The 12,618-nt window shown below is 42.9% G+C and carries 10 protein-coding genes; 5 read left to right on the top strand and 5 right to left on the bottom strand.

The features are described from left to right. Nucleotides 1-496: 496 nt before the first annotated feature. The 5 genes from IJ00_RS02000 to IJ00_RS02020 form a co-directional block, all read right to left on the bottom strand. Nucleotides 497-703, bottom strand: a complete 207-nt coding sequence (locus tag IJ00_RS02000; RefSeq protein ID WP_035149533.1) for a phycobilisome linker polypeptide — start codon at nt 701-703, stop codon at nt 497-499. Nucleotides 704-952: 249 nt separating this feature from the next. Further along, nucleotides 953-1,438: an allophycocyanin subunit beta gene (apcB, locus tag IJ00_RS02005; protein WP_035149535.1), complete on the bottom strand. Its 486-nt coding sequence runs from the start codon at nt 1,436-1,438 to the stop codon at nt 953-955. 61 nt (nt 1,439-1,499) lie between these two features. Next, the gene (gene apcA / locus IJ00_RS02010; protein WP_035149538.1) at nt 1,500-1,985 is read right to left on the bottom strand and encodes an allophycocyanin subunit alpha; all 486 of its coding nucleotides are present in this window, start codon (nt 1,983-1,985) and stop codon (nt 1,500-1,502) included. 414 nt (nt 1,986-2,399) lie between these two features. Beyond that, the gene (locus tag IJ00_RS02015) at nt 2,400-5,717 is read right to left on the bottom strand and encodes a phycobilisome rod-core linker polypeptide (protein WP_035158298.1); all 3,318 of its coding nucleotides are present in this window, start codon (nt 5,715-5,717) and stop codon (nt 2,400-2,402) included. 455 nt (nt 5,718-6,172) lie between these two features. Beyond that, a complete protein-coding gene (locus IJ00_RS02020; protein WP_035149539.1) occupies nt 6,173-6,364 on the bottom strand; it encodes a hypothetical protein in 192 nt (63 codons plus the stop codon). 832 nt (nt 6,365-7,196) lie between these two features. Here IJ00_RS02020 and IJ00_RS02025 point away from each other — a divergent pair. The 5 genes from IJ00_RS02025 to IJ00_RS02045 all read left to right on the top strand — a co-directional run bounded on the left by IJ00_RS02025 (nt 7,197) and on the right by IJ00_RS02045 (nt 12,615). Further along, nucleotides 7,197-9,371 carry a cation:proton antiporter gene (locus tag IJ00_RS02025; RefSeq protein WP_035149541.1) on the top strand — a complete coding sequence of 725 codons (2,175 nt, stop codon included), beginning with the start codon at nt 7,197-7,199 and terminating at the stop codon, nt 9,369-9,371. Between the two features lie 118 nt (nt 9,372-9,489). Further along, nucleotides 9,490-10,014 carry a hypothetical protein gene (locus IJ00_RS02030; protein WP_035158299.1) on the top strand — a complete coding sequence of 175 codons (525 nt, stop codon included), beginning with the start codon at nt 9,490-9,492 and terminating at the stop codon, nt 10,012-10,014. A gap of 267 nt (nt 10,015-10,281) precedes the next feature. Beyond that, nucleotides 10,282-11,160 (top strand): AMIN domain-containing protein, encoded by an 879-nt coding sequence (locus IJ00_RS02035; RefSeq protein ID WP_052754358.1) that lies wholly within the window; start codon nt 10,282-10,284, stop codon nt 11,158-11,160. Nucleotides 11,161-11,349: 189 nt separating this feature from the next. Further along, complete coding sequence (locus IJ00_RS02040) at nt 11,350-11,655, top strand: CRISPR-associated protein Csx3 (RefSeq protein WP_035149544.1); 306 nt, start codon at nt 11,350-11,352, stop codon at nt 11,653-11,655. Between the two features lie 42 nt (nt 11,656-11,697). Further along, nucleotides 11,698-12,615 carry a CRISPR-associated protein, Csx3 family gene (locus tag IJ00_RS02045; protein WP_035149547.1) on the top strand — a complete coding sequence of 306 codons (918 nt, stop codon included), beginning with the start codon at nt 11,698-11,700 and terminating at the stop codon, nt 12,613-12,615. Nucleotides 12,616-12,618 lie beyond the last annotated feature (3 nt).

Raw genomic sequence — 12,618 nt, forward strand, 5'->3', positions numbered from 1 at the left:
AGTTTTGTCCTCAAAACTTGGGTTTGATATCAAAGTCGGATAATTAGTGATGATTCCTATATTTGTAAATTCAGTTTCAACCCCGATGTTTAGGAGTCGTGTTATTAGTTATGAGATTTCTCGGTGAGCGATACGCAAAGCGTAAAGCCAAGGGCTTATCGCAACACCGATGCAACAAGTCAGCTTTGTTCACAGAATGTTATTCTCGGTTCTTTGGTAATCCTGGGTTTGCACCACACAAACAAATGCGGAGAGACACAAAACCCTATGTTTAGGTTGACTCCCTAAGTAAGTCGGTGAGAATAAACCTAACTATGTAACAGATTGTAAAATCGTCAAAACCGTTGCGATTGCTTCATTCCACTTCGTTTCATTCGCAATGACATAGCGTGAATTATTTAAGCCGTTCTACTTACCATTTTGTCTCAAAATAAAAAGAGGTCAAACTTCGACCTCTTCACAACTCCCTACATTGAAATAATAAATTTTATAGAAACTAAGATAAACCAGTGTTCAAACCTTGCTTACCAGTTGCTAATTCCACTTTGACAATTTTGCCACCCATTTTTTGGATGCGTTGTTGCTCAAGGAACCAGTTATCGTAAGCAACTAACTTAGTGAAGTATGTATTTTGGAGTTCACGCTGGGTACGGATGCGGGTTTGGCTAGGAACGCAAGCAGTAATCTTAAATAATCGCGCCATGGCGGTTAAATCTCCTATTGTGAGGGGGGAAATTTTTTATCTCAAAAATAATGAATGTTGTCAGAGACAGTTTACTCATTTATCAATTCAAAGGCTGGAAATCAATCATCAATACTAGACCACAAACACTTTTCACTCTGGCATCAGACAATTCAGAAGGAAAAGCGACTCGATGTTCTAGCACTCACAGCTGATTCCCAGACCTTAATTAAGTTGCACCTAAATTATTAAGCGCCAACTTTCTAACTCTTAGCTTAAGCCAGAGCAGATATAGTCTAAGTAAACACCCATTTCTTTACCAGCATCAGCACCAACTAAGCTAGCGGTAACTTCTTTGATAGCTTGGATAGCTTGTACTGTTGCGCCAACGGGTACACCCAAGGAATTGTAGGTTTCTTTCAAACCGTTGAGTACACGCTCGTCAAGGATGGAGGGGTCGCCAGCTAACATAGCGTAGGTAGCATAACGCAGGTAGTAATCCAAGTCACGGATACAAGCTGCGTAACGACGGGTGGTGTACATGTTACCACCGGGACGGGTGATATCAGAGTACAACAAAGATTTAGCTACAGCTTCTTTAACGATCGCAGCTGCGTTAGCACTGATGGTGGTAGCTGCACGAACGCGCAATTCACCAGTAGCGAAATAGCCTTTGAGTTTTTCGAGAGCCGCGTTGTCCAAGTATTTACCTTGAACGTCCGAAGAATTAATTACAGAGGTAATTGCGTCTTGCATGTTGTTATTTCCTTATTTCCAGCAGTATTGCAATGCTTGGTGTTATAGCAGGTAAAACCTACTAGGACATAGCACCGACTAAGTAGTCGAAGTAAGAACCAGCTTCAGATGCATCTTCACCAGACAGCAAGGAAGCAGCAACGCCCTTCATAGCGGTTACACCACCAGCAACAGCATCGATAGGAGTACCGAGAGACTTGTACATCTCACGTACGCCAACAACGCCGATTTCTTCGATGGGGGTAACATCACCGGAAACAATACCGTAGGTGATGAGACGGAGGTAGTAATCCAGGTCACGCAGACAGGTAGCTGTCATTTCTTGACCGTAAGCGTTACCGCCAGGAGAAACTACATCAGGACGCTTTTGGAACAGCTGGTCGCCAGCTTGTTTTACGATCCGCTCGCGGTTTTCGGTCAAAATTTGAGCGATACGTAGGCGCTTTTCACCGCCGGTAACAAAGCTCTTGATGCGATCTAGTTCGCCGGGGCTTAGGTAGCGAGCTTCTGCATCAGCATTCACGATGGACTTCGTGACGATACTCATTAATGGATTCCTCCAGTACTAACGAAACCAGGATTTAATTAAACTGGTGCGACTTGAAACATTTCACTGAGCTTACCACCTCTTAGGGTGACAGTAACAGCAATAACTGCGGTTTCTCTCACACCTCAGGATTTACTTGAGTATTCAGCAGTACCCAAGTCAGGAAACTCAGCAACCTTCCGGATTTATTTTCGGGCATTATGATGAGTATTTATGACAGATGTTAATAGTTTGTAATATTTACTTTCATTTTTTGGGGAAGGGGCAGGTAAAAAATGGCAAAGACGCGGCGACTCGGAAAAATTTTTACTAATCTCTCCGCGTTACCGCGCCTAGTAATTTGTCAACAGTCCTTAGCCATTCTTTACAAATGACCAATGACCGTTGACTAGTGATGAATTGAGACGAGGAGAATTACACCAAGTCTGTTGTTGCTTGCACACTACCGAGGTAATTACCAGCAGGTAGGGATGGGAAGCGATTGTAGGGTACAACATCTTCACCAAAATAGCGATCGTATTCTGGGCTAGCCAACATGGCAGCAACCGCAGCTTTCAGACCACTATCGGTGAGTAAATGCTTATACTCAAGGATTTCTGCCTGGGTAGCTGGGGCGCGTCCGAGGAGGTGACGGAAGAGGAATTCCACTACCTTGGCGCTGGGATAGGAGCTACAGAAACGCTGGTGATAGATTTCGGAAGTTGCCAACTGTCTGACAAACTCACGTACGGAGATTTCCCCGTTGTGTAGTTTGCGCTCAAGTTCTGGGCAACGGAATTCACTGGGAACTTGGTCGCCAAACACATCCATGATTTGAATGTAAATTGCGTTGGTTACCTGAAGCATTTCTACTGGGTTAGCACCGGCAGTCATCCGATAGATTCTGGTCGGTTTGCGCTGGGTATTGGCACTAACTGGGGCATCTTTTTGAGAGGAACGACCCAATTCTGCAAAGTCACGGGTTTTGGCTGCCATATCTGCGATCGCCTGAGCCATGAGTGGCATTTGGGCAACATTCATCCGTGATTTTGACGATTCAAAGCTGGGAACTAATACATCCTTGTTTTGTTTCGTCAACTGGTTATACAGTTTCTGAGTGTTGGGGAAGTTAGCCGCCGGCAATGTCAGGTAACGGTTATAGGGAACTGTATCTTCACCAAAGGCTTGGATATATTCCGAACTGTTCACCATGGCATTGATGAAAGCTTTGATGCCTTGGGTTGCGAGTATTTGGTTATACTTGCGAATTTCCGCTTGGTCTAAGGGGGCACGTCCGAGGAAGTGCTTGGTTCCTAACTCAATGACCTTGGTGTTGGGATAGGGAGTGTAGAACTCTTTCAGGTATAGGCTAGAGCCACCCAAACCTTCAATGAATTCCTTCACGTTGATTTCACCGTTACCTAGACGACTTTCTAGGACTTTAAATTCACGGGAGGTGACAACGTAGGGGGCAATATCCCGCTCGAAAATCTGACGGTAGGCAGCACCAATGACGATTTCGACGGTGACTTTGTCAATGGTGTTGGTTAATTTGAAGACCTTGGTTTGTTCCCGTTTCTTGGTGACACCTTGGCTGACCCGGTTCTGAATGTCTGGTTCGCTGCGATCGCCACCAGCTTCTGCCAGTTGGACAAACATTGGTACTGTTTGTTTTTCGACCTTGCCAGTGCCAACATCTTCCCGAATACTGCCTGTCCGCAACTTCCGTTGGGATACACCTTGGGGTGTGAGGTAGCGTTCGTAGGGAACAGTATCTTCACCAAAAGCTTCGCTATATTCTGGGCTATTGAGAATTGCATCTACCAGAGCGTAGAAGCCCTTCTTAGCACAGATATCAAAGTATTTGTTATTTTCCTGGCGACCGTAGGTTGGACGACCTAACAGGCGACGGTGGATATATTCCACTGCCTTACAGACATATAAAGGAGTCCAGTACATCTTCCGGAAGAGGTCTGACTTCGCCAATGCACGGACAAACTCCCGAACCGAAATTTCGCCGTTTTCCAGTTTAATTTCTTGAACCTTCAGCCGTTGTCCTTCGTAAACTTCCCGACCAAATACTTGTAAGTAGGTCGCACGAATGACTTTTTGGGTGGAACTTTCTGAGAATTTGACACTCGCACCCTTGCCAGTACCTTTGCTGAGAGTTCTGGGAACCTGATCCAAACGGAAGACCTTGGGACCGAGAGTACCAGGGAATTCACCACGGGCAGCAGGATTGCTATTTTGGTTGTTAATCCCCGCACCTTGGTGAATCAAAATCCGCTTAGTATCCTTACCAAAGGGAGCAGGACGGTTGCTGGGGTTGCGTGTCTCCTTGGAGAAAATAGCACCAAACTGAATTTCTAAGGGGTCATTACCAGAACCATATACGTGTTGGTCGGGTAGGGGTTGATTGTAGTCAACAAAGGTAGTGAGGAATTGGGGGATTTTGCGGAAGGGTGCGCTGTATTTGAATAGGTCTTGTTGAGGACCCCAGTTACGGCATTCTTGCGCTTCTTGACCCAAACCACGCAGGTAGGGTACGGTTTCTTCACCGAAGTAATCAGAATATTCCTCAGAATCTACTAAGGCATCAATGAGCTTAGATAGACCACCTTTAGAAACGATATCAAAGTATTTTTGTACTTCTTCCCGACTGCTCGGACCACGTCCTAGGAAGTGGCGGAATGCCAATTCTAAAGCGCGGCTATTGATAAATGGTTCGTAAAATTGCTTGCGGTATAGGGGAGACTTACCGAGACGACGGACAAACTCTTTCATGGAGATGTCGCCGTTTTTCACCTGGGATTCTAAATAAGATATCGACAAGCTGTAAGCACGGGTAATATCGCGCTCAAATATTTGACGGTAAGCAGCTTTGACAACTTCGATTTTTTCCGAGGACGACAGTCCTGTCTTCATGACAAACTTGGGACGACGTTCTGCCGCATTGAAGTAAATCTGGGGCAGTTGTAACCCTTGCTGGTCAGTGGAGGGACGTTGTCTTACTTTTGTTGAGGGTGTAGCTTCCTTGAATTCAGTCAGCAATACATCCATGTACTGGGAAACAATTTCTGTTGCCTCAGCATCTTTGCGGAAGAAGGATAGGGCTGCGGCTTTGATTTCTTGTAAAGCCACAATTGTTGCTTCTGTGGAACAAGCGTTTTCAATGATTTCCCGCAAACCACGAGTATTTACCGCGATGATATTGGGGTCACCAGCAACGATCGCGTAGGTAGCATAGCGTAGGAACCAGGATAAGTCCCGCAGACTTTTTGCCATGTTGCTCGGACCATACCGAGCGATGTTAATCGGACGGAAACCCGCAGGAGCGGGACCACTGGGGGAGGAGTTAAAGATAGAACGGAGATTTTCTAAGAAGCCACCACGGGATTCCACGTAGGTGACTGTCCCTAGTTCCATTCCTCTTCTGACATCACTGCCCGCAGCTACTGCGATCGCCATTTCTGGGCTTGGCTCTGCCATGGGTTTTTCTAAGAAAGCCATGGGTGAACCACCAACAAAAATCCGGTTGGCAGCACGAGATACGATGATCTCGGAATTTTCCGTGAGAGTTTGAGCAATTTCTAAACGTTTTGCACCAGAGGCAAAATATCTTGCCAACTCACCTAGTTCACCGGCACCCAAGAAGCGGTCTTGTTGCTCTGCTTGGGAAATAGTTGCTACAGCTAGGGTTTGATATAGTTGCGGACGCGCAACAGAGCTTCCACCACTTGCCTTAACACTCATCGGATTTATAAAACTCCCATCATATGTGTTGTGTGTTAAGTCTGGATTAATTTTGCTTGACATATCGAGGCTGAAGTGCATTGCCATTGCCAGCAACAAAAATGTCGAAAAAAAAATAACCCAGTCAGCTTTTAGATTAGAACGTTTTGCGTTTTCTCAGTGCTTTTATTAAGAAGTATGTACAAACTGTGGGTAATTTATCTCAGCTTGAAGGGAAGATAGCTGGTGTTTTCTGAGAGAATATCTAAGTTTTATGTCGAAAAGTAAGCTTGTGTGGGGAGGAGGAAGGGTTAAGAGGTAAGGGTTTTCTGTCACCTGTCACCTATTAACCCAGGTTGCTACCTATTGGAGCTGGCAGTATTCTCACAATTCTGGGTGCGTGTCACTATAATTCTGATTGCTAGCTAGTACGCCCTACAGTCAAAAACCTGTCAGGTGGGTAAGTCATACCGAGACTAGCGAGATTCAGTCCCTTGGTTGGGAGCACCTTCTACATCAGTTTTACCAGATGCAGATTCCGGCTTTGCTGTTTCTCTGGCATCGTTTTCAGCATATAACCCAGTATGGCGAGCAGCTTCGTCTATGGGGGTTTGATAACCACCTTCAGAATTCTTTTTCTTGTTTTTTTCTGTAGATTTATCAGACATGATTTAGCTCCTAGTACTATGAATTCGGTCAACAATTTGTCAGTGGTATTGATAAATAGTTAACTGATTTAACTCATCACGTCTTTAATCTAGTCAGTGTTGCTCTGTAATTTACTCCCTCGGAAATCAGATTATGTACGAAGAATTAGTCTGTCATCAGGATGAGACTAGATTCAATCTTTTGTGATGGGAAGTATCTGACTATGGTGAATTATTGTTCGCTAACTTAAAATGCGCGGAATCCTTTGATTATAAGTAGAGTAACTGAATTGCCTGAAATTGCCCCTTTTCTAGGATGAGGTTTTAGTCGTAATCAATCTTGATACTTGCCTAAGTGCCGTGATTAACAGATGTCATGGTGTATACAAGTTCCTGATGGATAATCAATAAATAGGAGGCGATGGATAGTTATAAATTATCAAGAAAGCTACTTTTGACGTGACAAGAAGATATCAAAAGAGGCAGAGAACAGAGGATAAGCTTGATATTTGACAAGTAGAGTTAGAAAGAGGTTATACTTAATCAAGTTTATTATTAGGTTGTAAAGTAAATATTAAGGCTATTATCATAAAAGTAGCTTCTCCTATTGCTATCAGAAAAAATACTTATAAAAAAAGCTCATTCTTTGGTGTTGTATTTAGCTTTTAAATGAATATTTGGCGATAGGGAATTAATATTAGGTGATGAGAAAATAAATTTATGGGGTATTGTAATAATAATTAACATCATAATCGATTCAGGATGATGTTCTATGTAAATTTGAGGTTGACATTTATCTGTTATTTACAGAATTATTTTAGGGACACCGGATACTTATTTACGAGAGGAAACTATGCACACAGTTGTTGCTGTTTTGCTAGAGGTACTGATTGTAATTGGTCTGTCACGGCTGGTAGGGCTTGCCTTTAGGTGGATTAATCAACCACTGGTAATTGGAGAAATCGTTGCCGGAATTATGCTTGGTCCTTCTCTATTTGGTTTGTTAGCACCAGATTTAGCAGCTACCTTATTTCCTCCAGAAACAGTACCTTTCCTGAATATGTTGTCTCAGGTAGGGCTGATATTTTTCATGTTTTTGATTGGGTTAGAGTTAAATCCTAAATACCTGAAGGGAAATTTAGATATTGCAATTCTTACTTCCCATGTGAGTATTTTAGTGCCCTTTTCCTTGGGAAGTTTATTGGCAATACTGCTTTACCCTTTAGTTTCAAATGGGAGTGTATCTTTCACTGCTTTTGCTTTATTTTTAGGGGCAGCAATGTCAATTACAGCCTTTCCTGTACTGGCAAGAATTATCACTGAAAATAATTTACAAAGTACAAGGTTAGGAACTTTAGCATTAACTTGTGCAGCAGTGGATGATGTGACAGCATGGTGTGTGTTAGCGTTAGCGATCGCCGTTGCTAGGGAAGGTTCCATTGCCGGAGCAATTCCCACCATTATTGAGAGTGTGCTGTATATTGGCTTGATGGTGACTCTGGGACGTTCGTTACTGTCACGTTTAGCAGTATATTATCGTCGGACAGGACGTTTGAGTCAATTTGCCTTGGCTGGAATTTACGTGGGGGTTGTAGCTTCGGCATTAATTACAGAATTGATTGGTATTCATCTGATTTTTGGGGCATTTTTATTAGGGGCAATTATGCCCAAGAATGAAGCTTTAGTGCGGGAATTGGCAGTTAAAACCGAAGATTTTGTCTTGATATTTCTCCTGCCAATATTTTTTGCCTACAGTGGTTTAAAGACACAGATTGGTTTACTAAATCGTCCAGAATTATGGGGTTTATGTTTGGCGGTTTTAGCTGTGGCGATCGCCGGGAAATATGTGGGAACCTATGCAGCAGCTCGTGTGAGTGGGATTAGCAAACGTGAAGCATCTGCTTTGGGTTGGTTGATGAATACGCGGGGATTAACGGAGCTGATAGTTTTAAATATTGGTTTGGAATTGGGAGTAATTTCTCCTTTACTATTCACCATGCTGGTAATTATGGCTTTGGTGACAACCTTTATGACATCTCCCCTCCTGGAATGGACATATCCCAAGAAACTGATCAAATTAGATATGGTGGAAACGGATGTGGTAGGGGATGGGGAAAACCTGTCTGATGGGGATATACATAGCAAACCTTACCGAATTTTAGTTCCCGTTGCTAACCCCGATACCCAAAAAGGTTTAGTGCAATTAGCAGCAGCGATCGCCATCAACCATACTCAACCTGCGGCAGTTAATCCCCTAAGTTTAATTGAATTGGAAGAAGACTACGCCTTTGAAAGCACCCCAGAGGAAGCCAATAGATTAATTATCCAGCGTCGTCAACAATTGGAGGAGCTGATTCAACGTCTCGAACCCCCAACAGTACGTTCCTATATCCATCCCATCATCCGGATTTCCAATAATGTTGCTAGGGAAACCTCACAAATTGCCACTTTAGAAGAAGCTGATTTAATTTTAGTAGGATGGCATCGTCCAGCTTTTAGTAATAATCGTCTAGGGGGTAGAGTTGGGCAAATTCTGACTTCCGTCTCCATAGATGTTGCAGTCTTTATTGATAAGGGAGAGGAGCGCATCGAAAGTATTCTCGTTCCCTATTCTGGCAATATCCATGATGATTTAGCCTTGATTTTGGCATTACGCTTACTGATAAATCGTGATACCTGTCGCCTAGAAATTCTCCAAGTGCTGGGTGAAAATCAGACAAATCAGGATTTGAGCCATGAGTTGGATAGTATGATGGAAAAATTACCTCAAAATGTGCGCGATCGCATCCATATCCAATCCGTCGCCTCGACAGAACCCATTCATACCGTTGTTAGTGCATCGGAAACTGTGGATTTAACCATTGCTGGTACTAGTCGCGCTTGGGGCATCGAACGTCAAACCCTCGGTAGATACACGGACGAATTAGCCATCCATTGCCGCTCTTCCCTACTCATCACCCGTCGTCATAGTCAAGTCACCTCTCACCTGACATCAATTCTCCCAGAGGTGACATCAGTGGAAGTTTAGCTGACAGGAAAAATACCCTTACTCCTGACACCAATTTGAAAAAAGGATGAGATACACACATTCTCAAACCCTTGTTCTGTCTGGCTTTCTGAATTTTGAATTGATATTAACCCTTCCTATGCATCACTTCAATATTAAATCTTTGGTATTTTATGGTGTCGCCATTAGTTCTGTTTTAGTCTTATTTAAGTTAGTCACTACTTACGGAGAAAGTCAGCTCAAAGCAGCAAAAACATTGGGCGATCGCTATAGTCTACAGCTAGCAGAAAAACTCGGTGATTGTTCCCAATCTCCAAATTTGCAGTTGCAAATACAGCAATCAGGAATTTACCTGAATGGATTTTTATTACCTGAAGCTAACCCAAATACCTCTTCTGCTCCTACCCACCGCATTCAACCCACCCTCACAGGTAAACTAATCAACCACCATCAACAAATCAGCTTATCGGGGAATATTCCCCAAACAACCCTTTGCCCAGATAAAAATACACCTGGAAATCTCACAAAAAACATTTCTCTCCAGATTCCCCTAGTCAATCCCAAAAATTTAACAGGGCAAATGAATATCACTGGCAATTCCCAAGCAATTAAGTTTACCCTAGTACCTACTCCCACTCAGGAAAAATCATCACAAAGTCATTAGGATTGCTATGTCACCTTGCGCCGTATAACATCAGGGAAAACACGGTGCATAATATGGGGTGTGCTGAGGTTGATAAATAATACCGATTCAAAAAATGTTTACGACAGATACCCCACCCGCTCTATCGGGCACCCTCCCCGAAATCGGGGAGGGCTGGGGAGGGGTTTTGTCCATGTGTCGTATTGTTTTTTCAAATTGGTATAAATTTACCCATCCGATAAATTGCTATCAGTCGGATGTTTCATGTTGAATTGCAGGAAAAGAAAAATGATACAGGCGAAGTTAGATAATAAGGTTGTTAATTCTAGGCATGGGTTATTGTTCAAGGTATTACTGGCTGGAAGTGCCATGATAATTCTGGGAACAGAACATACCTTAGCTGCACCAGTGGCAAAATTAGAAGACTGGCGATTTTCTCCCGAAGCAAATCAACTAGAAATTACCCTTTCTGCTGCCATCCAACCACAATATTTTTATCTTGCCCAACCTCCGCGCTTAGTCGTGGATTTACCGGGAACAAAATTAGGTTATGTGGCGACTCGACAAAATTATTCTGGCAATATTCAAAGTATCCGTGTTTCTCAGTTAAACGCAGATGTGACTCGAATTGTCATGGATTTAGCACCGACAGCCATGTTAGTACCCAATCAGGTACAGTTACAACCGCTTTCCTCCCAAAATCCTACCCGTTGGGTATTGCGTTCCCAGATAACTGCTGTACCAGGAAATTTTGCTGATACCCCTCCCAGTCAAAATTATGGTAATGTCGCAGCACCTCTAAAGAATCCCCTGACACCAAATAATAATTGGCAAAATAACTCACCTCCCAGTATCGAAAATTACAATAATTCCGACCCTTCTGTTCCTACCGTCTCCCCATCTTTCACTACCCTGCCCAGCACGGTTAACAATTCCCAAACAGTCCCCTTTGTCACCGTACCACCGCTATCACAGGATAGTTTCAGCCCCCTCAACAATTCACCCCTTCCTCCTGCAACTTTTCCTCTGCCCTCTGGAAACGTCAATGCAGTTCCTTTCCCTACACCCACTTTATATACACCAAATAATACAAACAGACCGGAGAATAATTACTTAGACAATCAGCCCATCGAATTTGGGCAACCCTTACCCAATTCCACTCCTTAAAGTAGGTAGTCAAAGGTGTTGTATCCCCCTCAATCCTTGAATAAGGGGGACTTTTTCTAACTGCGTAATTGAAAAAATCTTTAGCCAGTAGCAACTAGTCTATATCTAAGAAAATTTGGACTTGGGAACAGGTTGGAATACCCTTCTTCCAGTGCGTTGTATGATGTACCCATAGAAGGAGATAAAGAAATGACCTCATACAACATCGAGTTAAAAGAAAACCTCTTAGAAATCAACTTTGGTGGACCTGCATCCAACGATCGCATTGTCATCGATGCTGCTGCAAGACTGGAAGAAATGGCAAAAGCTGGGATTTTACGGGGAGGACAATTACTGAAAATCAATGGTCCCACATCCATACCTGTAGCATTTGTTTTAGCCCATCGTCTGTGTCATCTTTACGGGGCGATCGCCTGTTTTGACCCCAAATTAGGAAAATACGTGATTTGTGTCACTCACAACCCTACGTATAACCTAGGGGATTTAATCGATTAAGTTGAGATTAGAACTAGGGTTCGCAAGCTACCAGGAAGTTGTATGAGTACCTACCATATAGATTTGGATGGTGATATTTTACAAGTTGGGTTTGGGGAAACAATAGCAACGGGTGACAAAATAGTTCAGGATGTTGTGGTGTTATTGGATGCAATGATTGCATCTGGGGAAATACCAGGTGGTGAGTTAATCAAAATTAACGGACGTGCATCCGTATTAGTAAGTCAGGTTTTAGCGTATAAATTAGCGCAGATATATGAGGCGATCGCCTTTTTTGACCCCAAGATAGGTGATAAGGGTTTAGATAGATATGTTGTCACCGTTAGTAATAACCCAAAATATCAAATCGGCGATATTTTAGATGTTAACCGGGAAGAAAATCCTAGTCATATAAAAGTAGTTATTTGCGGATTTGCCAACACAGGGAAAACCTGCTTTCGTGAAGGATTAAAACAAGCATTAATACATATACCTAACGCACCCAAATCCTATGTTATTTCAGGATGTCCTGACGGGGATGGTTCCTGGTTTTCCGACACAGCAAAACGAGATTTTGAGCTAGCCAAAAAATTAAAAGCTGAATATAAAACCAAATTTACACCAGCATTTGCTCAGTTTAAAGCGCAAGAATTTAGAAACGTCAAAGAACCCATATTTATTTTTGATGTCGGAGGACAAATATCCCCAGAAAATCGCATAATTATGGCAGAAGCAACCCATGCCGTAATTTTAGTAAAAGAAGATAAGGAAATATCAATTTGGGAAAACTTTTGTAAATCTTTGAGTTTACAAGTTCTGGCGATCGTCTTTAGTGATTATCATGGTATAAAAGATTTCATCGAGTCAGAAACGCCGATTTTAAAGGGTAGAGTTCATCGTTTGCAGCGTGGCGTTGACGTTTGGGATAGGGAAATTATACAGGCTTTAGCGAAAATTTTGGTTAGCAAGGTGAGGGGATAAATT

Origin of the sequence: Calothrix sp. 336/3 (assembly GCF_000734895.2) — a bacterium.
In the GTDB taxonomy this organism is placed as follows: Bacteria; Cyanobacteriota; Cyanobacteriia; order Cyanobacteriales; family Nostocaceae; genus 336-3.

Excerpts from the sequence above, each read along its gene's own strand:
- apcB (WP_035149535.1), bottom strand. The coding sequence starts at position 1,438 with ATGCAAGACGCAATTACCTCTGTAATTAATTCTTCGGACGTTCAAGGT.
- IJ00_RS02035 (WP_052754358.1), top strand. The coding sequence starts at position 10,282 with ATGATACAGGCGAAGTTAGATAATAAGGTTGTTAATTCTAGGCATGGG.
- IJ00_RS02030 (WP_035158299.1), top strand. The coding sequence starts at position 9,490 with ATGCATCACTTCAATATTAAATCTTTGGTATTTTATGGTGTCGCCATT.
- apcA (WP_035149538.1), bottom strand. The coding sequence starts at position 1,985 with ATGAGTATCGTCACGAAGTCCATCGTGAATGCTGATGCAGAAGCTCGC.
- IJ00_RS02000 (WP_035149533.1), bottom strand. The coding sequence starts at position 703 with ATGGCGCGATTATTTAAGATTACTGCTTGCGTTCCTAGCCAAACCCGC.
- IJ00_RS02015 (WP_035158298.1), bottom strand. The coding sequence starts at position 5,717 with ATGAGTGTTAAGGCAAGTGGTGGAAGCTCTGTTGCGCGTCCGCAACTA.
- IJ00_RS02020 (WP_035149539.1), bottom strand. The coding sequence starts at position 6,364 with ATGTCTGATAAATCTACAGAAAAAAACAAGAAAAAGAATTCTGAAGGT.
- IJ00_RS02045 (WP_035149547.1), top strand. The coding sequence starts at position 11,698 with ATGAGTACCTACCATATAGATTTGGATGGTGATATTTTACAAGTTGGG.
- IJ00_RS02040 (WP_035149544.1), top strand. The coding sequence starts at position 11,350 with ATGACCTCATACAACATCGAGTTAAAAGAAAACCTCTTAGAAATCAAC.
- IJ00_RS02025 (WP_035149541.1), top strand. The coding sequence starts at position 7,197 with ATGCACACAGTTGTTGCTGTTTTGCTAGAGGTACTGATTGTAATTGGT.